The sequence below is a fragment of the Streptomyces sp. UW30 genome, from assembly GCF_008042075.1.
GTDB lineage: Bacteria > Actinomycetota > Actinomycetes > Streptomycetales > Streptomycetaceae > Streptomyces.
In genome coordinates, this window is record NZ_RDBN01000005.1 from 858,540 (window position 1) to 882,662 (window position 24,123).

Genomic DNA, 24,123 nt, shown 5'->3' on the forward strand with positions numbered 1-24,123 from the left:
CCTCGCGGCCCTCCACACCGTCGAGGTTGAGCTCGACGGTGACCTTCGTACCGGGCTTCCAGTACTTCTCGGGACGGAAGTCGCAGGCCGTCGTGACGATAGCTCCGGGCGACGGCGCCAAGTCCGTCGACACCAGCGGTGCGCTGAAGGTGACCGCGGCCAAGGGCAAGCTGACGGCCGTCGAGGTGAAGGACACCAAGGGCAACGCGATAGACGGGAAGATATCCGGCGACGGCGCCACGTGGACTCCGGCCACGCACCTCGCCGCCGCCACGAAGTACTCGGTGCACGCGGTCGCCAAGGACGCCGACGGCCTGGAGGCCGCCAAGGAGGCCGACTTCACCACCCTGACCCCGAAGAACACCTTCCTCGGCCGCTTCACCCCCGAGGACGGCTCCAAGGTCGGCGTCGGAATGCCGTTCTCCCTGCGCTTCACCCGGGGCATCACCAGCCCCGAGGACGTGGAGAAGGCGATCACCGTCAAGACCGAGCCGGCCGTCGAGGTCGCGGGCCACTGGTTCGGCAACGACCGCCTCGACTTCCGTCCCGAGAAGTACTGGAAGCCCGGTACGAAGGTCACCGTCGAGCTCAACCTCGACGGTGTGGAGGGCCGCGAGGGCGTCTACGGCGAGCAGGGCAAGAAGATCTCCTTCACGATCGGCCGCAACCAGGTCTCGGTCGTCGACGTGAAGACCAAGAAGATGAAGGTCACGCAGGACGGCAAGGTCATCAAGACCATCCCCGTCACCACCGGCAAGCCCGGGTACGACACCTGGAACGGCCAGATGGTGATGACCGAGAAGTTCGTCCAGACCCGGATGAACGGCGACACGGTCGGCTACGACGGCGAGTACGACATCGACGACGTCCCGCACGCCACCCGCCTGACCGACTCCGGCACCTTCATCCACGGCAACTACTGGGGCGGCGGCGCCTTCGGCAACTACAACGCCAGCCACGGCTGCATCGGCCTGCGCGACGTCAAGGGCGCCTGGGACAAGGGCACCCCGGCGGCGTGGTTCTTCAACCACTCGATGATCGGTGACGTGGTGGTCGTGAAGAACTCCGCCGACGCGACGGTGGCCCCGGAGAACGGGCTGAACGGCTGGAACATGTCCTGGGAGAAGTGGAAGGCGTGACGGCCTTCCGGTACGGCGGCCCCGGTGTACGACCTCATGAGAGGTACGGCACCGGGGCCGTCGGCGTTGCTCCCCGTGCTGTGCCTGTCCGGGGGGCAACCGGCAACCCCCAGACCCCCGGCCGTGTGTGACGGACCGCGCTCCGGCCCGTGCCGTTGGTCCCCGTGCTGTGCCTGTCCGGGGGCAACCCCCGGACCCCCGGCCGTGTGTGACTGACCGCACTCCGGCCCTTGCCGTTAGTCCCCGTGCTGTGCCTGTCCGGGGGCAACCCCCGGACCCCCGGCCGTGTGTGACTGACCGCACTCCGGCCCTTGCCGTTAGTCCCCGTTAACCTGCTCGCATGACCGTGAATCTCGAAGTCGCCGAAGGTGTCGGTACCCTCCGTCTCGACCGCCCGCCCATGAACGCGCTGGACGTCGCCACCCAGGACCGGCTCAAGGAGCTCGCCGAGGAGGCGACCCGGCGCGACGACGTGCGGGCCGTGGTGATCTACGGCGGGGAGAAGGTGTTCGCGGCGGGCGCGGACATCAAGGAGATGCAGGCCATGGACCATACGGCGATGGTCCTGCGCGCGAGGGGCCTGCAGGAGTCGTTCACCGCGGTGGCCCGGATCCCGAAGCCGGTGGTGGCGGCCGTGACCGGCTACGCGCTCGGCGGCGGCTGCGAGTTGGCGCTGTGCGCGGACTTCCGCATCGCCGCGGACAACGCCAAGCTGGGCCAGCCGGAGATCCTGCTCGGCCTGATCCCGGGCGCGGGAGGCACCCAGCGCCTGGCCCGGCTGATCGGACCGTCCAAGGCGAAGGACCTGATCTTCACGGGTCGCATGGTGAAGGCCGACGAGGCGCGGGAGTTGGGTCTGGTGGACCGGGTCGTCGCGCCGGACCAGGTCTACGCCGAGGCGCACGCATGGGCGGCGAAGCTGGCGCAGGGGCCGGCGATCGCGCTGCGGGCGGCCAAGGAGTCGATCGACACGGGCCTGGAGACCGACATCGAGACGGGCCTGGCGGTGGAACGCGGCTGGTTCGCGGGGCTGTTCGCGACGGAGGACCGGGAGCGGGGGATGCGGAGCTTCGTGGAGGAGGGGCCGGGCAAGGCCAAGTTCCTCTGACGAGGGCTGCCGAATCACTTGCCATTGACGGGGTGTCTGATCCGGGTCCCTCGATGGGGCGGTTTATGCCAGCCTTAAGGCAACCTTAAGCGTGCCTTGTCGAGGGAGCCCGTCGATTGCCGCCGGCGGCTCCTTCTTCGCAGCTCAGATGGGCCATGGCAGGCTCCGAACTGCCACCGTCATATGCCAACCGTGCACTGCGGAATGAAGGCTTCCGGGGGGTGTATTCCTCGGGAACGGCCCCGGAGGGCCGTGCGGGCGGCCATGATGGGGGCATGGCGGGGCTGGAGGGTGTCGAACACCCGCGGGGAAACGGCCGTGCGACTGCGGCACGCTGGTCGCCGGCGGTCGAGGACGAAGCTGCCTCAAAGGCGCTGGAGCTGTTCGGTAATCCCACGGAGGCAGAGGTTCCGCTCCCGTCCCGCCCGGAGTCCGCCGCGACGGCTCGCCGGCTGGCGCAAGTGGTGGTCCTGCGTCAGTGGGGCCTCACCCCCAAGATGACCGAGGACGCGGTCTTACTCGTCTCGGAGTTGGTCGGCAACGCCGTCCGCCACACCGGTGCCCGGGTCTTCGGCCTGCGCATGCGCCGCCGCCGCGGCTGGATCCGCATCGAGGTCCGCGACCCGTCCCGCGGCCTGCCCTGCCTGATGCCGGTGCAGGAGATGGACATCAGCGGCCGGGGCCTGTTCCTCGTCGACAAACTCTCCGACCGCTGGGGCGTGGACCTGCTGCCACGCGGCAAGACGACGTGGTTCGAGATGAGGGTGGCAGACCGCTGACGGTCGCCTCCGGCGGCTGAGCCGACGAACCACGCGGCCCGCCGCGACTGGATCGGCGCCTGCAAGGCGCGCGCCTCTCGCCGCCGGTCGGCATCTTTCAGCCTGTCTGGGGGTCCCCCCTGCTCGAAGAGCTTGGGGGAGGGACGGGTAGGGGCGGCGGGGGCGAGGAAAATCCGGGGCCCCAGCGACCCGCACCGGCGGCCAATCAGGTCAATAGCGTGATTTTCGACGTAATCCTCATTAAATAGTCCGGTGATCTTTGGTGACTGCCGCGCCCCCACCCCGCCGCACCGGAAGAACTGCCGATGAACCACACGTACMGCACCCTCCTCGCCGGCCTGGCCCTCCTCGCGCTCGCCGCCTGCGGCACCGACGCCCCCAAGGGCGAGGACCACGCCGAGACACCCCACGGCACCCAGGCCGCCATCCCCGCCCCGGCGAAGGACGACACCGTAAAGGGCCTCCCCGGCATGCCCCCCGTCCTCGACCCGAAGGACGTCTACGCCGCCGACCGCCCGAACAAGCTCTCCCCGGTCGTCAAGGACTTCCCGTCCCGCGTCTACGTCCCCAACAGCGAGTCGGACACCGTCTCCGTCATCGACCCGAAGACATACGAGGTCATCGAGACCATCCCCGTCGGCCGCCAGCCCCAGCACGTCGTCCCGTCCTGGGACCTGAAGACCCTCTGGGTCAACAACAACCGCGGCCACACCCTCACCCCCATCGACCCGAAGACCGGCAAGGCGGGCGAGGAGGTCGAGGTCCACGACCCCTACAACCTCTACTTCACCCCCAACGGCAAGTACGCCGTCGTCATGGCCTCCCTGGACCGCGAACTCGTCTTCCGCGACCCCCACACGATGAAGCGGCTCAAGACCGAACCGGTCACCTGCTACGGCGTCAACCACGCCGACTTCTCCCTCGACGGCCGCTACTTCATCGTCTCCTGCGAGTTCAGTGGAGAGCTCCTGAAGGTCGACACCGAAAAGATGAAGGTCGTCGGACGGCAGAAGCTCCCCTTCGACGGCGCCATGCCGCAGGACGTCAAGGTCTCCCCGGACGGCAAGCGCTTCTACATCGCCGACATGATGGCCGACGGCATGTGGGTGCTGGACGGCGACACGTTCGGCACCCCGACCCTCCTGCCCACGGGCAAGGGCTGCCACGGCCTCTACGTCGCCCGCGACTCCCGCGAGATGTACGTCTCCAACCGCGGCGAAGGCACCGTCTCCGTCTTCGACTTCACCAAGAACGCGCTCACCAGGAAGTGGCAGCTCCCGGGCGGCGGCAGCCCCGACATGGGAGGCGTCTCCGCCGACGGCAGGGTGCTGTGGCTGTCCGGCCGCTACGACTCCGAGGTGTACGCCCTCGACACCCGAACCGGCGCCGAACTCGCCCGGATCCCGGTGGGCGAAGGCCCGCACGGCCTCGCCGTCTACCCGCAGCCCGGCCGCTACTCCCTCGGCCACACCGGCATCTTCCGCTGACCGGCGCCCCGTTGACCCTTCGTCAGCGGACACGCCGCCGAACGGGTGAAGATCCCCGGCATGCCGCCGTAGGCCCGCAATCGTGGCCCCCATGATCACAACTCGCCTGCGGCGGCGGGCCGCTGCCGCCGTACTGTCCCTCTCGGCCGTCCTCGCGACGACGGCCGCCACGGCCCCCGAGACCGTCCCCACCTCGGCCCGCACGACCCTCGCCAAGGCCGCCGCTCCGACCCCCGCCGCCTGCCCCGTCCAGTACGACGACAAGATCAAGGCCGCCGCCGACCGCGGGGTCGACGTCGAACGCATCACCCCTGCCCCGGCTTGGCGCACCAGCTGCGGCACGCTCTACCGGGCCGACGGCCGCGGCCCGGAGGTCGTCTTCGAGGAGGGCTTCAAGCCCAGGGACGTCGAGACGGGCCAGTACGACCTGGAGAAGTACGTCCTGGTCAACCAGCCCTCCCCGTACGTCTCCACGACCTACGACCACGACCTGTACAAGAAGTGGTGGAAGTCGGGCTGGAACTACTACATCGACGCCCCCGGCGGCGTCGACATCAACAAGACCATCGGCGACACCCACAAATGGGCCGACCAGGTCGAGGTGGCCTTCCCGGGCGGTGTCGCGCGCCAGTACGTCATCGGCGGCTGCCCGGTGGACAAGACCACCAAGGTCGAGATCATGAGCGGCTGCCGGAGCAACCCGCACTTCGAGGCCTGGCACTGACGCCGGGCGCCGTCCCCTACCGGGCGTGCAGCAACAGCTCCGCGCCCACCGGTCGATAGCCCGCCGCCTGGAACGTCCGCACACTGCGGGCGTTCCCCGGCGCGACCTGCGCCCACAGAGGTTCCGCGACGAGATGCCGGGCCGCGGTCACCAGCAGCCGCCCGAGCCCCCGGTGCCGTACGTCCTCGTCGACCTCGACCGACACCTCCAGCCGCCCGGCGACCCCGCGGCCCATCACCAGGACCCCGCCCTCCACGGCCCACGCGCGCACCTCGTCGCGTCGTCGTCGGGCGTAGACGATCCGGGAATGCCCGGCGTCCTCGATCTCCTTCAGCGCGAGCGGCGGCGCCCCCGGCAGCGGGGAGCCGACGAACACCGCGTCGACGGTCTCCGCCGCACGCCCCGTCCGCTCCATGAGGGCCGCCAGGAAACGCGGGTTCATCGGCGCGGCCAGCGCGTCGCAGCCCACGCCACGCAGCGTGTCGTACACCCACGCCGGATCCTCGTCGGCGAAGACGACGGAGTGCGCGGTGAAGGCGAGGACGCCCGCGTCGCGGTGGGAGGGCTGGGGGAGGACCGTCGTACGACCGTCAGCGGGCGGGAAGACTCCCCTCGCCACCGCGTCGACAATGTCCCGCAAGGTCTCCGCCACGGCCGCCCCGTCCCGCTCCTTGAGTCTCCACCCACTGGAAGGCCCACACTCGCAGACATGATCGACGACGGCACCGGACTTTCACCATCGGCGAGCTGGCCCGGGCCACCGGACTGACCGTGCGGACCATCCGCTACTGGTCGTGAAGGGCCGCGGGCCCGAGTCGGCGTACCGTGCGGAGCTCGCCTGGGTGGTCGCCGCGCTGGAGGCGCGGGTGGGCGGCTAATCTGGCCGCGGCTAATGTGACCTGCGGCAGCAGGCCAGCACAAACACGACAGACGCGAGTAGACGCGAGTAAAGGGGCGGACCGGTGGCGCACATCGACATCGAGGAAGCACGCAAGCAGTTCGAGCGCATCGATGCGGACGGTGACGGCTCCATCACCGCCGCCGAGTTCAAGTCCGCGCTGGCGCAGGGGGGCGACTGGAACGTGACCGAGTCCGTCGCCGAGGCGATCATCAAGAGCCGCGACCTCGACGGCGACAAGCAGCTGTCGTTCGACGAGTTCTGGGCCTTCCTGAGCAAGTAACGCCCCACGAAGGGGCGCCCTCCCTCCGGGGAAGGCGCCCCTTCGTCATGTTCAGGCGTTCTCGGCCCACTCCCGCAGCGCCGCCTTGCTCGAGAAGTTCGCGACGTTCCTGTCCAGCGGGTCGTCCGTGTACTGATGGAAGCGCCATTTCGCCTGGATGCGGGGCTTGCCGGCCGTGACGTAGTCGGCGATCCAGAGGCCGTCGCCGGCGTAGGAGGTGGTGTCGACGTTCAGCCAGTAGTGGCGGTTGCAGTAGAGGACGACCGGGTTGTTCGGTCGCTTCTCCTTCAGTTTGCGGATGAAGAGGTCCTTCTCCGCGTTGCTGGCGTGGGTGCCCTCGCTTGTTGTTTCCCAGTCGACGGCGAGGATGTCGCCCGCCTTCTCGGGGGCCTTGCTGACGAAGTAGTCGGCCTGGGCCGAGAGGTTGCCGGGCCAGAGGAAGTGGTAGAAGCCGACGACCAGGCCGGCGTCGCGGGCGCGTTTTGTCTGGGCGGCGAGTTTGGGGTTGATGTAGGAGCGGCCCTCCGTCGCCTTGACGAAGACGAAGGAGAGGCCGTCGGTGTCGTAGGAGGAGGACTGGTACGCGCTGACATCGATGCCGCGGATCATGGGGGACTCCCTGAAGTGCATGTGGGGTGACAGGAGTTGGACTTGGTGTATGCCCCATCAGGGTGCCGGTGATCCGTCCCGCACGTGGAGATGTCAGGTGGAGATGTCAGGTGGAAAGGTCAGCCGCCGACGAGGACGTCCCGCATCGTTTCCAGACCCGCGGGACCGCTGCGCAGAGCACGCATGTGGAAGTCCCTGAGATCGAACCCGCTGCCGTGCCTCGCCCTGATCTCCTCGCGCATGGACAGCCACAGCCGCTCACCGAGCTTGTACGAGGGCGCCTGGCCCGGCCAGCCGAGGTAGCGGTCTATCTCGTCGACCGCGCGCGCCTTGTCGGTGAGTGTTCTCGTCCGCAGGAATTCCTGGGCGAGTTCAGGGGTCCAGCGCTGCCCTTCGTGGAACCCGGAGCCCGCCGGAATCTCCAGCTTCAGGTGCATGCCGATGTCGACGATCACCCGTGCCGCGCGGAAGATGTTCTTGTTGAGCATGCCGAGCAGGTATCCGTCATCGAGATAGCCGAACTCCCGCATCAGGCGCTCGGCGTAGAGCGCCCAGCCCTCACCGTGTCCGTCGATGAAGCAGAGCAGGCGCTGGAACCGGTTGAGAGTCGGGGTCGCCACCGCCGTGCCGATCTGGAGGTGATGGCCCGGCACGCCCTCGTGGTACACCGTGCTGGCCTCGCGCCAGGTAGAGAACTCCTGCTTGTCCGTGGGCAGTGACCACCACATCGTGCCCGGTCGGCTGAAGTCGTCGGCCGGGTTGGTGTAGTAGGCGCCCAGCCCGCCGCCCGGTGGGGCGATCCTGCAGTCCAACCGCATCAGCTCGTCCGGGATGTCGAAGTGCTTCCCCCGAAGGTCGGCCAGCGCACGCTCGGACAGTTCCTGCATCCACGCCTGGAACGCGGCCTTGCTCCCGACGCGGTACCGAGGGTCGCCGTCGAGCACCTCGGCCGCCTCGGCCGGACTCGCCCCGGGCCTGATCCTGCCCGCGACCTCGGTCAGCTCCGCCTCGATCCGGCCGAACTCGGCCCAACCCCACTCGTAGGCATCGCGCAGATCCACCTTCGCTCCGATGAACTTACGCGACCACAGCGCGTAGAGGTCCTCGCCGACCGCGTCCTCGTCGCCGGCCTTCGGAGCGAGATCGTCACGGAGGAAGGCGGCCAGCTCCGCGTACGCCTCCCCGGCCACGCGCACGCCGGCATCGAGGTCGGCCCGCAGGGCACCGTCGACCCCCGGCGTGCCCTCGGCGGACGCGACAAGCTTGGTGAAGAAGGATCCTGCGGCGGACCAGGTCTCGCACTGTTCGAGCGTCCGCCGCACCTGACGTGCCGCCGACACGACGCCCTTGTCCGCCGATGCCGACAGTGCCGCCCGGTATCCCGCGAGCGTCTCCGGCACCCGGGACAGCCGCTTCGCGATCACCGCCCAGTCATCGGCGGTTTCGGTCGGCATCAGGTCGAAGGCGTACCGGATGTCCTGCGGCGGGCTCGCGATCATGTTCAGCGACGCCGCGGGCAGACCGGCCTCGTGCATGTCGACATCGACTTCGAGTCGCTCGCAGAAGACCGCCTTGGCGATGCGCTCGCCTTCGTCCACCGGCGCTGTGGCCGCCATGCCGGCCAACGCGGCCCTGGCGAGTCCGGCACGTGCCTCATGGCCGTCGGGGGAGAGGTCGGGCAGCCTGTCGTCGTGGCCGAGTATGCCGAACTCGGTGGCCGCGAGCGGGTTCAACCGGGCGTAATCGTCCACATAGGCGTCACACACACCGTGCACGCCGGTTGCTTCACGTAGCACCACTGACTCCTCCTTCACGCACGACGGACCGGGTCCCCGACCGGCATCGCGGCCAGCACCTTGCGGTCGACCTTGCCTGCCCGGTTGAGGGGCATCTCGTCCAGCCACACGAAGAAGCGCGGCATCATATGGCTCGGCAACCGGTCGCGCAGCTGGCCGGTCATCACCTCGGCGGACGACCGTTCGCCGACCAGGAAGGCGACGATGGCGGCACCTCCGGGCGCGTCCTCGCGGAGCAGCACCGCGGTGTCAACGGCTCCGGCGCACTCGCGCAGGGCGTGCTCGACCTCGCCGATCTCGACGCGGAAGCCCCTGATCTTGACCTGGTCGTCGATCCGGCCGAGGTAGACGTAGTCGCCGTCCGGCTGGAGCCGTACGCGGTCCCCCGTGGCGTACATGCGTGTGCCGGGTGTCCGCGCGAACGGGTCCGGCAGGAACACCGCCGCCGTGCGGCCCGGCAGCCCGAGATAGCCCCTGGCCAGGCCGGCTCCCGCGATGAACAACTGGCCCTCGGCGCCGACCGGGACGGGCCGCAGATCGTCGTCGAGCACATAGGCCCGTACCCCCCGGACCGGACTGCCGATCGGCACCCAGCTCGGCGTCGACGTGGTGCAGCGGTACCAGGTGGCGGCGACCGATGCCTCGGTCGGGCCATAGCCGTTGACCACGACCAGGGGCGGGGAGTCCGCGAGACCGAGACCGTCGAGCTGGGAGCCGCCGGTGATGACGAGACGGACGCCCGCCTGCGCCAGCCGGGGCAGGAGCGCTTGGCCGTAAGGCCCGAGTACGGCGGCCGGGATCTCCAGCGCGGTCACGCCCAGCGCGCGCACGGTGACCAGGATCCGGCTCGCGGGCAGGTCGGCGTCGTCGCCGATCGCTACGCAGGCGCCCGCGCACAGCGGCATCAGCACATCGTGCATCGTGCTGTCGACGGTCGGCGCGGTCGTCCACAGCATGACGTCGTCCGCCCTGATCAGGTCGAGGTCCTCGATCGAGGCGACGATCAGATTGTGGATCCCCTCGTGCGGCACCCCGACGATCTTGGGGCGGCCCGTGGAGCCCGATGTCGTGATCGCGTACGCCAGGTCGAGCGGCCGGGGTCGGGGGAGCGCGGAGGTGCCCTCGTCCACCGGGCCCGGGTTGGCCATGTCGTCCAGGTCGCCCATCAACAGCGCTTCGGGACACCATTCGGTGGGTGCGGCGACGAGGACCTGCTCGCATCCGGCGTCGTCCAGCACCTCCCGGTTGCGCCGGGGCGGATCGCCCGGGTCGAGCGGCAGGCACGCCGCACCGCAGCGCAGCACGGCGACGAGGCCGGTCAGTGCGGCCGCGCCGCGGGGCGCCACCAGCCCCACCACCGTTCCCGGGCCCGCCCCCGCGCGTCGCAGGCGGTGGGCCAGCCGGGCCGTCGCGCGGTCGAACTCGGCGTAGGTCCACGACCGTTCCCGCGTCCGGACGGCGGGGGCATGCGGCCGTATCCGGACCTGCTGCGCGAACAGATCGACCACCGTACGCGGCCTGGATTCCACGATGACTTCTCCTCAGTCGGCTTGCATCTGGCTGCGCAGGCTCAGTGGCCGCAGGTCGGTCCACACGCGATCGACGTGGGCGAGGCACGCCGCCTTGTCGCCGCTGAATCCCTCGGCGCGCCAACCGGACGGAACGTCACGGTCGGCGGGCCAGATCGAATGCTGTCCCTCGTGATTGACCACCACGCTGAACTCACGGTCCTCGTCGTCGAACATGGTCTGCGTCGTCCTCCCGGTCGCCGGTTCACGCTTTTCCTGGTGCGCCGCCCAGCGCCCAGCCGATCGCCTCCGGGAGCATCGCCTCCCACGCGGCGTAGGTGTGGCCGCCGTCGCCGTACACGCACCGCACGCTGTGGCCGCGCAGGGCCAGGTCCTCCCCGGTGCGTTTGGTGGCGTCCAGCTGGCTGATGCCGCCGTCGAGCATCGCGTCCGCTTCCTCACGGCTCGCGGACAGGAAGAGCCGGGCGGGGCTCGGCTCGGCGTCGGCCGTCGGCAGGAGGCGGTGGTCGGTCAGCGGGCCGGACATGCCGACGGCTGCGTCGAAGCTGTCGGGGCGGCGCAGTGCGGCACGCACCGCGGTGACGGCGCCGAGGCTCGCACCGACGGCCGTCGTACGTCCGCCGCCCCGCCATCGCTCGCCCAGCCAGTCCCGCAGGTGCGGGATCAGCTCGTCGGCGAGCACGTCCACGAAGTCCTCGTGGAGCAGTTCCCGGTTGCGGACCGACCACTCGGCCGGGCTCACGAACAATGCCGCCGTCGCCGGGATCCGGCCCTGCAGGACCAGTCGGTCGAGCAGAGCGGGCAGCCGCATGATGTCGACGAACTCGGAGCCGTCGAGCACGATCAGGGTCCGCAGGTCCGGGCCCGGTTCCCCGGCCGAGACGAACAGGTCGAGCCGGCGTGCGCCGGGGAACGTCCGGCTGTGCCACACGTGCTGTTCGAGGCGGTGCTCGCGAGTAGCGGCGCCGAGGTCGGGGGCGCTCTCCTCCAGGATCGCGGCCGCGAACGCGGCCGGCGTCCGGTGCGTCATCATCAGCCGCAGCGGGACCTCGCGGCCGAGCAACCGCCGGATCGCCGCGGTCGCCCTCGGCACGAGCAGGGAGTGACCACCGGAGGCGAAGAAGTCCGCCGTGGCGGGCACTGTCCGGCCCAGTACCGCGGACCACGCCTCGACAACACGCGCCTGAAGCCCCGTCGTTGGCGCCGCGGCCGCCGATTCGACCTCGGCGACGGGCGGCAGCGCCGTGCGGTCCACCTTGTTGTTGGCGGTCAACGGGATGCGGGGTACCTCGACCACATGGTCCGGGACCATGTACGCCGGCAACGTCGCGCCGAGCCTGGCGCGCAGCGCGGGCACGTCCACCGGGTCCGTCGCCACGACGTAGGCGGCCAGGGCCGGTCCGGTGGCTGACTCGACCCGCAGTGCGACGGCCGAGGTGATGCCCCTCTCGCGCAGCAGGACTTGCTCGATCTCGCTCAGCTCGATCCGGAAGCCGCGGACTTTCACCTGCTTGTCTGCGCGGCCCAGGAAGTCGATCGCACCGCTCGGCAGATACCGCCCGATGTCACCGGTGCGGTACATACGGGCGCCGGGCGGGCCGTACGGATCGGGGACGAACGCCGCCGCGGTCGCTCCCGGGCGGCCGTGGTAGCCGCGGGCCAGTCCGTCGCCTGCCAGGTAGATCTCGCCCCGCATGCCGACGGAGACGGGTCGCAGCTCCCGGTCGAGGAGGTACACGCGGGTATGCGGAAGGGCGTACCCGATCGGTACCCGGCCGGCCTTCCACTCCTCGCCGTCGAACAGCGTGGCCAGCACCGTGCACTCGGTCGGTCCGTAGGACGCCGTGACGCGACACCCGGGCAGGCCCTCACGCGCGGCGGCGAAGCTCCTCGGGTTGACCACGTCGCCCCCGACGACCAGCCGGCTCAGGCCCGTGAGCGTCCGGATGTCCCGTTCCACCAGCAGGTCGAGCTGCGGGGAGACCAGCTTGAGCGTGGTCACGCCGTGGGCACGGACGACTTCGTCCAGGCGGTCGAGGAGGGTTCCGGTGTCGGTCACCACGACGCTCCCGCCGTGCGCGAGGGGGGTCCACTCCAGCACCGCGACGTCGAAGGTCAGGGGCCCGCACTGGAGGAAGGTCGTACCCGGCCCGACGTCGAGGTGGCGCGGTACCCCCGCCACCAGCCGGCTCAGCGCCCGGTGCGGGACCGCCACCGACTTGGGTGTCCCGGTCGAGCCCGACGTCGAGATGAGATACGCCAGGTTGTCGGGGGACGCGGCCCGCGGCAGGTCCCCGGCGTCGTAGCCGCTCAGATCGAGCGTCCCGGCCCCGAACACCAGCGTCGGCAGCCCGCTCGCGGGCAGGCGGTCGTGGAGTCCGGGGCTGACGACGGTGAGGACCGCGCCCGCGTCCGAGACCAGGAAGCGCAACCGGTCGGCCGGATGGTCCGGGTCGAGCGGCAGGTACGCCGCACCGGCCTTGGCGATGGCCAGCAGCACGACGAAACGCTCGACCGTCTTGTCCAGGCAGACGGCGACCACCCGCTCGGGCCCCGCACCCTGCGTGAGCAGGTGCCGGGCCAGTCGGTTCGCGCGCTCGTTGAGCTGCTGGTACGTCAGCGCACCGTCCGCGCCGACCACGGCGGGAGCCGACGGTCGCGCCTGCGCCTGCGCCTGCACGAGCTCGACGATCGTCGTCTCCGGCGCGGCAGTCGCGTCGTTGGCCCCGTGCAGCCTTTTGCGTTCGGACTCCTCGACCAGGTCCACCTGGTGCAACGGCAGTTCGGGGGCGCTCACGCCCTGTTCCAGCAGCCGGATGTAGCTCGTCGCGAGTGCGGAGATCGGCGCCTCGTCGAACAGCGCCGACCGGTACACGAATGTGGCGCGCAGCCGTCCGTCGACGACCTGCGTGGTGAGCGACAGGTCGAAGCGCGCCGTCACCGGCAGCTCGGGATACCACCATGTCGGCGCGCCCGGAGCCTCGGCGAGGCTCACCCGGTCACCGGCGTGGTTCACCGCGATGTCGAAGATCGGGTTGCGCTGGGATTCGGACCCGGCGTGGAGCGCGCCCACGATTCTCTCGAAGGGCACGTCCTGGTGCGCGTCCGCCGCCATCCAGGCGTCCCGTGTGCGGGTCACCAGGGAGCGGAAGGTCAGCGGCTCGCCCGACAGGTCGACGCGCAGCGCCACGGTGTTGATGAAGAAGCCGATCAGGTCCTGCAGCTCCGGGCGCGGCCGGTCGGAGACGATCGCGCCGACGACGACGTCGGTCTGACCGCTGAACGCGCTCAGGGCCGCGGCCAGTGCCGCCGTCACCACGACGGCCGGGGTCGCCCGGGCGCGCCAGGCCAACGCGGTCATGGCCGCGGTGGCCTCTTCCGGCAGCTCGACGACGACGGTGCCGCCCGCCGCGTCATTGGCCGCGGACCGGGGGCGGTCCAGAGCAAGGTCCAGCCGCTCGCTCCCCTGCAACGCCCGCACCCAGTGGTCCAGTTGCGGCTGGAGCGCGCCGCTCCCGAGGAAGCGGCGCTGCCAGTCCGCGTAGTCGCCGTACTGGACGGCGAGTTCCGCAAGCGCCGGCTCACGGTGCTCCAGTGCGGCGTCGTACAACTCGAAGAGGTCCCTGGCCAGTACGTCCATGGACCAGCGGTCGGTGATGATGTGGTGCAACGACGTCAACACGCCGTATCCGTCGTCCAGTTCCGCGACGACGACCCGGAGCAGGGGCGGCCGGGCGAGATCGAAGGGTTCGCGAACCGCCCGGTCCACCGCGGCTCGCCAGTCGCTCCCCGCCCAGACGACGGGGACGTCGATCTCGTCGGCCACCTCCTGCGCGACCTTGCCGTCCGGGTGCAGGACGAACCTGGTCCGCAGGATCTGGTGCCTGCGGACCAGCCCGGTCACCGCGGCGGCCAGCGCCGCGCGGTCCACTCCGTCCGGGAAGCGCCATCCGCCGGTGATGTGGTACTCGTCCGACGCGTCCCCCTGGTGCAGCCACCACAGGCGTTCCTGTCCCGCCGACAGCGGGAAGTGGGCAGTGGAACCGCGCACCAGTGGAAAGGGGTTCGTCGGACGTGGCTCGAACTTCACCATGTGGACCTGCGCATCCCTTCGGGCGGGGAGGTGGATCGGGACTCGGATCTCAGCTCTGCGCGGAGCTCAGCACCCCGTCGACGGCCGCGGTGATCGTGTCGACGCTGCGGAACGTCGATTCCTTGAGTGCGTCCTCCGGCAGCTCGACACCGAAGGTGTCCTCGATGCTCAGCATGAGCCCCAGGCATGTCAGCGAGGTCATGCCCATGTCCCACAGGTTGTCGTCGTGCTTCAGCTCGAAGCCGTGGCCGGAGAGGTTGAGTTGCTGGTCGATCAGCTTCCTGACGATGTCCACCGTGGAGGTGGGGGAGGTGGTCACTGCGTGTCCCCGCTTCCGGTGCCGACCGACCGGGCCTGAGTCTCGCCGCCGCCCCGGTGGCTGCGCAGATAGCGCCTGATCCGGCGGGCGCCGAGCAGGCTGCCTTGCGCGTACCAGAGGATGTCCGGGCCGAGCCCGTAGTCGATGCCGAGTTGGTCGTACGCCTGCACACACCGCGTCCGGTAGTACTCCGCGATCTGCGCCGTCGTCATCTGCGGCGCGGCCTCCGCGCCGGTCTCGAACCAGCCGGCGAGGTTGTGCTCGACGTACTCGTTGATCGACCACTCGACCGTCCGGGTGACGATCGGTTCCCGCGTCGGCGCGAACATCGGGTCGATGGTCCCGGGCTTGCCCTGAAGCTCGTTCGCGACGTGCTCGGCCAGCAGCGGCGCGCAGTGGAACCCGTCGCGGTACGTGCCGGTCATGAGGTAGAGACCGGACGGCGGCAGCCAGCCGATCATCGGGAAGCCGTCCAAGGTCACCGGGCGGTTCCCGGCGAGCCACTGCACGACCTCGTGGCCCGCGGCCCGTTCGTCCAGCTGCTGCATCGAGTACTGGGCGAGGAACCTGACGTCGGCCATCCAGGTGACACCGGTGATGGAGTCCACCAGACGGTTGGTGGCGCCGTAGTACTCCAGCCCGTCGCCCTGGGGCACGACGTGCAGCCCGCACGCGAAGCCGCGGTTCGGGGTGCGCACCACGCTGCGGAACGGGTCCCCACCGGTGCGCCGCGCGATCATCGCGAAGCCGAGACCGGGGAACGTGGGGATCAGATCGATGTCCTCGGACACGGTCCGGACCAGCGACTCGCTGTGGATACCGGCTGCCACGACTACGGTGCCGGCCTCGATGAGATGACCGTCGTCGAGCTCGACCCCGGTCACGACGTCGTCGCTGCTCACCAGCCGGCGCACCGACTGGTCCACCTGAACCGCACCCGCGTCGCGCAGCCGGGCCTCCAGTGCGAGCAGCACACCGCGTGCGTCCACGGCACCTTCGGTCGGCAGATGCACGGCGCGCAGTGCCCTGGTGTCCAGACGGGGGTTGAATCCGGGTATGTCGTGCGGATCCATCTCCTCCCACGGCTTGCCGTACTGGTCGAGCGCGTCCAGCATCGCCTTGAAGTTGTCGGTGTCCAGCTCGGCGCCGATCGAGTTGAGCACGACGTGCGTGTCGGGTGCGCTCAGCAGCGGGCGTCCCGTCCGTGAGAACTCCTCGAGCTTGGCCAGCACGGCAGGCCACCGCTCGTGCGCGTTGACGCCGAGTTCGAACCGGGTGCGGGCGGCGTCGGTACGTAACGACTCCGTGGTGGTCTCGCCGAAGCAGCCCAGCATCGCGCCGGCCGCCTGGCTGGCCCCCGTCTCGCGGTGGCTGGGCCCGACCACGACGACGGAGCCCATTCCGCGCTCCATCAGTTCGTCGGCCAGGAACAGGCCGAGCGCCCCGTTGCCCACGATCACGACATCGGCTTGCCTCGGCTTTTCGGTGATTGCGTGTTCCGTCACTTTCGGAGCTCCCCCTTATTGCGGGTGATGGCCCAACAAAGGCACTGAGAGGAGTGGCGCCGGCAATCGTCCGCCGGGCCACAGGAAAGAGGCGCACAGTATTTGTCGTGCACGGTGAAATAGCGCGGAAAGTTGAAACCCGGAAGCGATCGCAGGACGCGGTCAGGCGTTGATCTTCGCTGGCACCCCCGTACACGGATCGCGATCCTCGCTCCCGGGTCAGGCCGGACGTGTGGTCGCTCAATGCCCGTACCTGGCGCTTCGTCGACGCTACCTCCTTGCCGTCGCGACACGAAAGTGAAATGTGGTGGTGATAAGTGAATGGCGTGTTCTCGTCGCCGGAATAGCATGCTCCCATTTACTCGATTCACCGGTGCTGATGGAGAGATTCCGAGATCATCGCGACGGTGTCCCGTCATGGCCCTTTCCGGCCACCATGTCTGTGGAGTGATGCGCCGGCCGCCCGGCGCGGAGTATCTTCCTGTGCTGTGCGCGCATGGCGTCAGGGGAAATTCACCGGCCGGTAAGAGAGGTTCCACGTTGTTAAGTGATCCCGTCGGCGCTGGACTCAGGCCGGTTATTGCCGTGGTGGGAGGGAAGCCGAAGATCCTCCGGAAGGCCCATGACCTCGGGCTGGGCGTGGTCTACATCCAGTACCAGGACGAGTACGACAGCGCCCACTGGCCGTATGTCGACCAGGCTCTGCTCGTCGACTACGCGGACACCGAGCGGGTGCTGCCCGTGGTGCGGTCGTTGTACGAGACCTTTCCGTTCCAGATGGTCATGTCGCCGTGGGAACTCGGGCTGTTACCTGCGGCGAAGATCGACAACGAGCTCGGGCTCGGCGGCAACTCCCTGGAGACGGTGGAGCTGCTGCTGGACAAGTCGAGGATGCGCAGCCATCTCAATGCGTCGGGAATCAGCCCCGTTGCCGCCGAGGTGGGCCGAACCGAGCAGGATCTGCGGGAGTTCGCGCGGGCCAACGGACTGCCGGTCGTGGTGAAACCCATCGACGAGGCCGGCAGCATCGGCATCTTCCTGGTGCGCGACGAGTCGGACCTGGCGTCGGTCGTGGAACGCTTTCACGCGCTCGGCAAGCAGATCGACAAGAAGGACCTGGCAGGAGATCTCGACCGGTTCCTGATGGAGGAGTACCTGGACGGCCCGGAAATCAGCGTGGAGACGCTGAGCTTCGACGGTCGCCACGTGCTCGTGGGGACGACCGACAAGGTCTGCGTCGACTCGGGTTTCGTCGAGACCGGCCACTCCCAGCCGAGCCGTCACCCCGCTTCACTGCTGCGCGATGTCGAGGAGCTGGTGCTGAAGTTCCTGGATGCGGTCGGGCTGCGCCATGGCCCGGCGCACACCGAGGTCAAGCTGACCTCTCGCGGCCCGGTGATCATCGAGTCGCACAACCGCGTGGGCGGTGACCGCATCCACGACCTGACCGAGATCGCCTACGGCATCGACATGGATCGGTATGCGCTCGGCTCGCGGTTCGGCCTGGTCGAGCCACTCCAGCAGGCTCCCCAGCCGGTCGCGGGCGCGGCGATCCGCTTCTTCACACCTGCGCCGGGGCGGGTGACGGAGGTGACCGGTGCCGAGGCCATCGCCGACGACCCCGCACTGTTCGACCTGGTCATCTCGGTAGAGCCCGGAGACGAGGTACGACCGCTCACCTGGAGCGAGGACCGGGTCGGCCATGTCGTCGCCAGGGGCGCGACCGCCGAGGAGGCGATCGCCAACTGCGAGCGGCTGCTGGCGGCGGTCCACATCCACACGGAGCCGATCACGTGAGTACCGAGCAGCCCGACGTGAGCGACCCGCCGTTCCGCGAGACCGTGCGAGAGCTGCCGGCCCGGGTGTGGATCGTCAGCCTCGGCATCCTCGTCAACCGATGCGGCAACTTCCTGCCGGTGTTCATCGTCCTCTACCTGACCAGCCAGGGCTATTCGCCAGGCGCCGCAGGGCTGGTGCTGGGCTCCGCCGGGCTGGGCAACGTGCTCGGCAGCGCGCTCGGCGGATACCTCGCCGACCAGCTCGGCCGGCGCTGGACCATCGCCCTGTCCGGCGGCACCACCGCGGCGCTGACGGCGGTCATCCCGATGCTGGACACCCTGGCCCTGAACATCATCGTGGTCGGCCTGGTCGGAGCGGCGTCACAGCTCTACCGGCCGGCCGCCGCGGCCCTGCTGACCGACTCCGTGACGACCAACCAGCAGCGGGTGGCGGCCTTCGCGGTCTTCCGGTTCGCCATGAACCTCGGTGCCGCCGCCGGAGGTTTCCTCGGTGGCTGGCTGGCGGCCAACTCGTATACGGAGTTGTTCCTCGGCAACGCCGCCGCCTGTCTGCTCTTCGGCGTGATCGCGGTGCTGCTGTTGCGCGACGTGCCGCGCGGCGGGTCCGGCGAAGGCGGAGCGGACACGTCCGGAGCGACGGAGCAGGAGCAGGGCAGCTACCGGCTGGCGCTCGCCGACCGTCGCCTGCGTCGGTTCCTGCTCATGACGGTGATCGCCGAGCTGGTCTACATCCAGTCGACCGTCGGCCTGCCCCTGCACGTCACCGCCAGCGGACTGTCGGAGGCCGACTTCGGGCTGCTGATCGGCCTCAACGGTCTGCTCGTCCTGGTGTGCGAGCTGCCCATCGCCGGCCTTGTGGTGAAACGCCGGGCCGCATATGTCCTGGCCTGGGGGAACCTGGCCACCGGGGTCGGCCTCGCGCTGACCGGCTTCGCGACCGACATGATCTGGCTCGCCGCGACCGTCGTCCTGTGGTCACTCGGCGAGATGATGTACTCCTCCGTGGCCAACGCCCACTTGGCGGGACTGTCTCCGTCCGGCATGGTCGGCCGCTACCAGGGTCTGTACGGAGCCGCCTTCACGCTGGGTACCGGCGTCGGCCCTCTCATCGGCGCCGCGATCTACGCCTACAACGAGTGGGCGCTGTGGGCGGCGATCGGGGTCGCCGGTGTGATCTCCGCCCAGCTCTGCCTGCCGAGCCGCCGTGCCCCGGCTCCTGTGGCCGCCGAGGGTGACGACGGTGAGTCCCGTCAGCCCGACGGTGAGTCCCGTCAGCCCAGCGGCAAGACCGGGAAACCCGTCTCAGGAGCCGACGAGGCGTCCGCCTGAACCCTCAGCGGGCGTTGGACGTGCGGCTCAGCACTCGATGATGTTGACCGCGAGCCCGCCCCGAGCCGTCTCCTTGTACTTCACGGACATGTCGGCGCCCGTCTCCTTCATGGTCTTGATGACCTTGTCGAGGGACACCTTGTGGGAGCCGTCGCCGCGCATGGCCATGCGGGCGGCCGTGACCGCCTTCACCGCGGCCATGCCGTTGCGCTCGATGCAGGGGATCTGGACGAGGCCGCCGACCGGGTCGCAGGTGAGGCCGAGGTTGTGTTCCATGCCGATCTCGGCGGCGTTCTCGACCTGCTCCGGGGAGCCGCCGAGGACCTCGGCCAGCGCGCCCGCCGCCATCGAGCAGGCCGAGCCGACCTCGCCCTGGCAGCCGACCTCGGCGCCGGAGATGGACGCGTTCTCCTTGAAGAGCATGCCGATCGCGCCCGCGGCGAGCATGAAGCGGACCACGCCCTCGTCGTCGGCGCCCGGCACGAAGTTGATGTAGTAGTGCAGGACCGCCGGGATGATGCCCGCCGCGCCGTTCGTCGGGGCGGTGACGACGCGGCCGCCCGCCGCGTTCTCCTCGTTCACGGCCATCGCGTAGAGCGTGATCCACTCCATGGCGAGCGCCTTCGGGTCGCCCTCGGAGCGCAGCTTGCGAGCCGTGTTCGCCGCCCGGCGGCGGACCTTCAGGCCACCCGGCAGGATGCCTTCGCGCGCCATTCCCCGCGCCACGCACTCCCGCATCACCCGCCAGATCTCCAGCAGGCCCTCGCGGATCTCCTCCTCGGTGCGCCAGGCCCGCTCGTTCTCCAGCATCAGCGCCGAGATCGACAGGCCCGTCTCCTGCGTCAGGCGCAGCAGCTCGTCGCCCGTGCGGAAGGGGTACTTCAGGACCGTGTCGTCGAGCATGATCCGGTCGGCGCCGACCGCGTCCTCGTCGACGACGAAGCCGCCGCCGACCGAGTAGTACGTCTTGGACATCAGCTCCGCCCCGGACGCGTCGTACGCCCACAGCGTCATGCCGTTCGCGTGGTAGGGCAGTGCCTTACGGCGGTGCAGCACGAGGTCCTTGTCGAAGGCGAAGGCGATCTCGTGCTCGTCGAGGAGCCTGAGGCGGCCCGTCGACTTGATCTTCTCCACCCGCTCGTCGGCGGTCTCCACGTCGACGGTGCGGGGCGAGTCGCCCTCCAGGCCGAGCAGCACCGCCTTGGGGGTGCCGTGGCCGTGCCCGGTGGCGCCGAGCGAGCCGTAGAGCTCGGAGCGTATGGAAGCGACGGAGGGCAGCACGCCCTCGTTGTGCAGGCGGCGGGCGAACATGCGTGCCGCGCGCATCGGGCCGACCGTGTGGGAGCTGGACGGGCCGATGCCGATCGAGAACAGGTCGAAGACCGAGATGGCCACGGGGACTCCTCAATACGGGGTGGTGCAGAAGGCTTCCGCGGGGTGCCCCGCCCGCTCACTGACCAGTGTGCGGGACACCCCACGGAAAGGAACTACTTGTTCAGAACGGGATAGAGCGGGTGCTTTTCGGCCAGTGCCTTGACCCGGGCCTTGAGCGCGTCGACGTCGTACGACGGCTTCAGCGTCTCGGCGATGACATCGGCGACCTCGGCGAAGTCCTCCGCCGCGAAGCCGCGCGTGGCCAGGGCGGGCGTGCCGATGCGCAGGCCGGAGGTGACCATCGGCGGGCGGGGGTCGTTCGGGACGGCGTTGCGGTTGACCGTGATCCCGACCTCGTGGAGGCGGTCCTCGGCCTGCTGGCCGTCCAGCTCCGAGTCGCGCAGGTCGACCAGGATCAGGTGCACGTCAGTGCCTCCGGACAGCACGTTCACCCCGGCCGCACGGGCATCGGCGGCCGTCAGCCGCTCCGCCAGGATGCGGGCGCCCTCGACCGTGCGCTGCTGGCGCTCCTTGAACGCCTGCGAAGCGGCCACCTTGAACGAGACCGCCTTGGCCGCGATCACGTGCTCCAGCGGGCCGCCCTGGAAGCCGGGGAAGACCGAGGAGTTCAGCTTCTTCGCGAACTCCTTGCTGCGGGCCAGGATGATGCCGCCGCGCGGGCCGCCCAGCGTCTTGTGGGTGGTGGAGGTCACGACGTCCGCGTGCGGCACCGGGTTGGGGTGCAGGCCGGCCGCGACCAGGCCCGCGAAGTGCGCCATGTCGACCCACAGGTAGGCGCCGACCTCGTCGGCGATCCGCCGGAACGCGGCGAAGTCCAGCTGCCGCGGATACGCCGACCAGCCGGCGATGATCACCTTCGGGCGGTGCTCCTTGGCCAGGCGCTCCACCTCGGCCATGTCGACCAGACCGGTCTCGGTCTCCACGTGGTAGGCGACCACGTTGAACTGCTTGCCGGAGAAGTTCAGCCGCATGCCGTGGGTGAGGTGGCCGCCGTGCGCCAGGTCCAGGCCCAGGATCGTGTCGCCGGGCTGGGCCAGCGCGAACAGTGCGGCCTGGTTGGCGGAGGCGCCCGAGTGCGGCTGCACGTTGGCGTACTCGGCGCCGAACAGCTCCTTGACCCGGTCGATGGCGATCTGCTCGGCGACGTCGACGTGCTCGCAGCCGCCGTAGTAGCGCCGGCCCGGATAGCCCTCGGCGTACTTGTTCGTCAGGACCGAACCCTGCGCCTCCATCACCGCGACCGGAGCGAAGTTCTCCGACGCGATCATCTCCAGGGTGGACTGCTGACGCTCCAGCTCGGCGTCCAGCGCGGCCGCGACCGCCGGGTCCAGCTCGTGCAGGGGCGCGTTCAGAAGCGACTTGTCAGACGTGTAAGACGTGTCAGACATAAGGGATACGGCTCCTCAGCCGGCGGTGTGGGCGGCGTACTCGTCGGCGGAGAGCAGGTCGTCCGGCTCCTGGGTGAGGCGGACCTTGAACAGCCAGCCACCCTCGAAGGGCGCGGAGTTCACGAGCGCCGGGTCGTTCACCACGTCCTCGTTGATCTCGGTGACCTCGCCGCTGACCGGGGAGTACAGGTCGGACACCGACTTGGTCGACTCCAGCTCGCCGCAGGTGTCACCCGCGGCCACGGTCGAGCCGACCTCGGGGAGCTGGGCGTAGACGACATCGCCGAGCGCGTTGGCCGCGAACTCGGTGATGCCGACCGTCGCGACGCCGTCCTCGGCGGTCGACAGCCACTCGTGCTCCTTGCTGTAGCGCAGCTGCTGGGGGTTGCTCATGGCCTGAATTCTCCTGTACGCGCGGGAGTGGTGGTGAATGGGGGACTGCTGGATACGTGCGTGATCAGCGGAAATGTGCGCAGGGTCACGCACGCACCGCTGTCAGTCTCTTCGCGTGGCGCTACTTCTGCCGCTTGTAGAACGGCAGCGCCACGACCTCGTACGGCTCGTGGCTGCCGCGGATGTCCACGCCGACGCCGGCCGTGCCCGGCGCCGAGTGCGCGGCGTCGACGTACGCCATGGCGATGGGCTTGCCCAGGGTGGGGGAGGGCGCACCGGAGGTGACCTCGCCGATGACCTCGCCGCCGGCGACGACCGGGTACCCGGCGCGCGGGACCCGACGCCCCTCGGCGACCAGGCCGACCAGGACGCGCGGCGGGTTCTGCGAGGCACGGGCGGCGGCCTCGGTCAGCGCCTCGCGCCCGACGAAGTCGCCCTCCTTCTCGAACTTCACCACCCGGCCGAGCCCGGCGTCGAAGGGAGTGAGGGAGGTCGTCAGCTCGTTGCCGTACAGCGGCATGCCCGCCTCCAGGCGCAGCGTGTCCCGGCAGGACAGCCCGCAGGGGACCAGGCCGGCGCCCTCGCCCGCCTTGGTCAGCGCCTGCCACAGCTCGACGGCGTGCTCCGGCTTCACGAACAGCTCGAAGCCGTCCTCGCCGGTGTAGCCCGTGCGGGCGATGAGTGCGGGGACGCCGGCGACGGTGCCGGGCAGGCCGGCGTAGTACTTCAGGCCGTCGAGGTCGGCGTCCGTGAGTGACTTCAGGATGCCGGGGGACTCGGGTCCCTGGACGGCGAGCAGCGCGTAGGCGTCGCGGTCGTCGCGGACCTCGGCGTCGAAGCCGGCGGATCGTTCCACCAGGGCGTCAAGTACCACCTGGGCGTTGGAGGCGTTGGCGACGACCATGTACTCGGTCTCGGCGAGCCGGTAGACGATCAGGTCGTCCAGGATGCCGCCGTCGGCCTGGCAGATCATGGTGTAGCGGGCGCGGCCGACGCCGACGGAGGCGATGTTGCCGACCAGGGCGTGGTTCAGCAGGGCGGCCGCGGCGGGACCGGTCACGGTGATCTCGCCCATGTGCGAGAGGTCGAAGAGGCCGGCCTTGGTGCGTACGGCGTTGTGCTCGTCGCGCTCGGAGGCGTAGCGCAGGGGCATGTCCCAGCCGGCGAAGTCGGTCATCGTCGCGCCGAGCGAGCGATGCAGGGCATCGAGCGCGGTACGGCGCTTCTCGGAGGGGTCAGTACTGCTCATCGGTCGGTTGTCTCCCAAGGCATGACAGGCGAGGTCGTTCCTCCCCATCTGTCATCGGAACCTGAGAGGTTCGCCACGACCGCCACGGGGACGATCACGGTTTGCACCTTGGGTGGAGCCACGCCCGTCCGAGGACAGGGGAGCGGCCCGCTTTTCAGATGTGCCTCGCCCGCGCGGTAACGGGGCCTGAGAGATTCAAGGGAGGGACTTGCTCCTTCGGCGCCCCAGCGGTGGACTGCTGGGGACTCTCCCGCGCGGATTCAAGCGGCCGGTATGCAGTTGGCGCGGCCATCATTGCATG

The 24,123-nt window shown here is 69.7% G+C and carries 20 protein-coding genes, 2 pseudogenes and 1 riboswitch; of the genes and pseudogenes, 9 read left to right on the top strand and 13 right to left on the bottom strand.

Annotated features, from left to right (window positions below):
* Positions 1-52, bottom strand: a pseudogene (locus EAO75_RS47035) (hypothetical protein); the annotation flags it as partial.
* On the opposite strand from EAO75_RS47035, the gene EAO75_RS47040 reads away from it, so the two are divergent.
* The 5 genes from EAO75_RS47040 (at position 39) to EAO75_RS05600 (ending at position 5,237) form a co-directional block, all read left to right on the top strand.
* Entirely contained in the window at positions 39-1,139 is a 1,101-nt protein-coding gene (locus EAO75_RS47040) for an Ig-like domain-containing protein (protein WP_410092213.1), read from the top strand. The pseudogene EAO75_RS47035 and the gene EAO75_RS47040 overlap by 14 nt on opposite strands.
* Before the next feature lie 340 nt (positions 1,140-1,479).
* Positions 1,480-2,247 carry an enoyl-CoA hydratase/isomerase family protein gene (locus EAO75_RS05585; protein WP_147993851.1) on the top strand — a complete coding sequence of 256 codons (768 nt, stop codon included), beginning with the start codon at positions 1,480-1,482 and terminating at the stop codon, positions 2,245-2,247.
* 275 nt (positions 2,248-2,522) lie between these two features.
* A complete protein-coding gene (locus EAO75_RS05590) occupies positions 2,523-3,026 on the top strand; it encodes an ATP-binding protein (RefSeq protein ID WP_147993852.1) in 504 nt (167 codons plus the stop codon).
* Positions 3,027-3,331: 305 nt separating this feature from the next.
* Complete coding sequence (locus EAO75_RS05595; RefSeq protein WP_147993853.1) at positions 3,332-4,513, top strand: hypothetical protein; 1,182 nt, start codon at positions 3,332-3,334, stop codon at positions 4,511-4,513.
* 91 nt (positions 4,514-4,604) lie between these two features.
* The gene (locus EAO75_RS05600) at positions 4,605-5,237 is read left to right on the top strand and encodes an ADP-ribosyltransferase (RefSeq protein WP_147993854.1); all 633 of its coding nucleotides are present in this window, start codon (positions 4,605-4,607) and stop codon (positions 5,235-5,237) included.
* 16 nt (positions 5,238-5,253) lie between these two features.
* On the opposite strand, the gene EAO75_RS05605 is transcribed toward EAO75_RS05600, so the two are convergent.
* The gene (locus tag EAO75_RS05605) at positions 5,254-5,889 is read right to left on the bottom strand and encodes a GNAT family N-acetyltransferase (protein ID WP_147993855.1); all 636 of its coding nucleotides are present in this window, start codon (positions 5,887-5,889) and stop codon (positions 5,254-5,256) included.
* A gap of 57 nt (positions 5,890-5,946) precedes the next feature.
* Between EAO75_RS05605 and EAO75_RS05610 the strand changes: the two are divergent.
* Together EAO75_RS05610 and EAO75_RS05615 are read left to right on the top strand one after the other, a co-directional pair.
* Positions 5,947-6,032: pseudogene (locus EAO75_RS05610) on the top strand (MerR family DNA-binding transcriptional regulator); the annotation flags it as partial.
* A 167-nt stretch (positions 6,033-6,199) separates the two neighbouring features.
* A complete protein-coding gene (locus tag EAO75_RS05615; protein ID WP_147993856.1) occupies positions 6,200-6,418 on the top strand; it encodes an EF-hand domain-containing protein in 219 nt (72 codons plus the stop codon).
* Positions 6,419-6,469: 51 nt separating this feature from the next.
* Here EAO75_RS05615 and EAO75_RS05620 read toward each other — a convergent pair whose 3' ends face one another.
* The 7 genes from EAO75_RS05620 to EAO75_RS05650 all read right to left on the bottom strand — a co-directional run bounded on the left by EAO75_RS05620 (position 6,470) and on the right by EAO75_RS05650 (position 16,269).
* Entirely contained in the window at positions 6,470-7,027 is a 558-nt protein-coding gene (locus EAO75_RS05620; protein WP_147993857.1) for a glycoside hydrolase family 25 protein, read from the bottom strand.
* A 119-nt stretch (positions 7,028-7,146) separates the two neighbouring features.
* Positions 7,147-8,823, bottom strand: coding sequence for a DUF885 domain-containing protein (locus tag EAO75_RS05625; protein WP_261989151.1), 1,677 nt, complete (start codon positions 8,821-8,823; stop codon positions 7,147-7,149).
* 14 nt (positions 8,824-8,837) lie between these two features.
* The gene (locus tag EAO75_RS05630; protein ID WP_187284315.1) at positions 8,838-10,352 is read right to left on the bottom strand and encodes an amino acid adenylation domain-containing protein; all 1,515 of its coding nucleotides are present in this window, start codon (positions 10,350-10,352) and stop codon (positions 8,838-8,840) included.
* A 12-nt stretch (positions 10,353-10,364) separates the two neighbouring features.
* Positions 10,365-10,568 carry an MbtH family protein gene (locus EAO75_RS05635; RefSeq protein ID WP_147993859.1) on the bottom strand — a complete coding sequence of 68 codons (204 nt, stop codon included), beginning with the start codon at positions 10,566-10,568 and terminating at the stop codon, positions 10,365-10,367.
* Positions 10,569-10,596: 28 nt separating this feature from the next.
* Positions 10,597-14,403: a non-ribosomal peptide synthetase gene (locus tag EAO75_RS05640; protein WP_187284316.1), complete on the bottom strand. Its 3,807-nt coding sequence runs from the start codon at positions 14,401-14,403 to the stop codon at positions 10,597-10,599.
* A gap of 91 nt (positions 14,404-14,494) precedes the next feature.
* Entirely contained in the window at positions 14,495-14,764 is a 270-nt protein-coding gene (locus EAO75_RS45610; protein WP_187284317.1) for a phosphopantetheine-binding protein, read from the bottom strand.
* On the bottom strand, positions 14,761-16,269 hold the full coding sequence (locus EAO75_RS05650; RefSeq protein ID WP_147993861.1) for an NAD(P)/FAD-dependent oxidoreductase: 1,509 nt from the start codon (positions 16,267-16,269) through the stop codon (positions 14,761-14,763). Before EAO75_RS05650 ends, EAO75_RS45610 begins: the two co-directional genes overlap by 4 nt.
* A 417-nt stretch (positions 16,270-16,686) precedes the next feature.
* Between EAO75_RS05650 and EAO75_RS05655 the strand changes: the two genes are divergently transcribed.
* Together EAO75_RS05655 and EAO75_RS05660 are read left to right on the top strand one after the other, a co-directional pair.
* Positions 16,687-18,066: an ATP-grasp domain-containing protein gene (locus EAO75_RS05655; RefSeq protein ID WP_261989152.1), complete on the top strand. Its 1,380-nt coding sequence runs from the start codon at positions 16,687-16,689 to the stop codon at positions 18,064-18,066.
* Positions 18,063-19,397: an MFS transporter gene (locus EAO75_RS05660; RefSeq protein WP_147993863.1), complete on the top strand. Its 1,335-nt coding sequence runs from the start codon at positions 18,063-18,065 to the stop codon at positions 19,395-19,397. The genes EAO75_RS05655 and EAO75_RS05660 overlap by 4 nt, the downstream gene beginning before the upstream one ends.
* A 27-nt stretch (positions 19,398-19,424) precedes the next feature.
* On the opposite strand, the gene EAO75_RS05665 is transcribed toward EAO75_RS05660, so the two are convergent.
* The 4 genes from EAO75_RS05665 to gcvT all read right to left on the bottom strand — a co-directional run bounded on the left by EAO75_RS05665 (position 19,425) and on the right by gcvT (position 23,822).
* Positions 19,425-20,792 (bottom strand): L-serine ammonia-lyase, encoded by a 1,368-nt coding sequence (locus EAO75_RS05665; protein ID WP_147993864.1) that lies wholly within the window; start codon positions 20,790-20,792, stop codon positions 19,425-19,427.
* A 92-nt stretch (positions 20,793-20,884) separates the two neighbouring features.
* On the bottom strand, positions 20,885-22,180 hold the full coding sequence (gene glyA / locus EAO75_RS05670) for a serine hydroxymethyltransferase (protein WP_147993865.1): 1,296 nt from the start codon (positions 22,178-22,180) through the stop codon (positions 20,885-20,887).
* Between the two features lie 15 nt (positions 22,181-22,195).
* Positions 22,196-22,573 carry a glycine cleavage system protein GcvH gene (gene gcvH, locus EAO75_RS05675; protein ID WP_147993866.1) on the bottom strand — a complete coding sequence of 126 codons (378 nt, stop codon included), beginning with the start codon at positions 22,571-22,573 and terminating at the stop codon, positions 22,196-22,198.
* Between the two features lie 121 nt (positions 22,574-22,694).
* A complete protein-coding gene (gene gcvT / locus EAO75_RS05680; protein WP_147993867.1) occupies positions 22,695-23,822 on the bottom strand; it encodes a glycine cleavage system aminomethyltransferase GcvT in 1,128 nt (375 codons plus the stop codon).
* 164 nt (positions 23,823-23,986) lie between these two features.
* A riboswitch (glycine riboswitch) is annotated at positions 23,987-24,085 on the bottom strand.
* Positions 24,086-24,123: the final 38 nt, after the last annotated feature.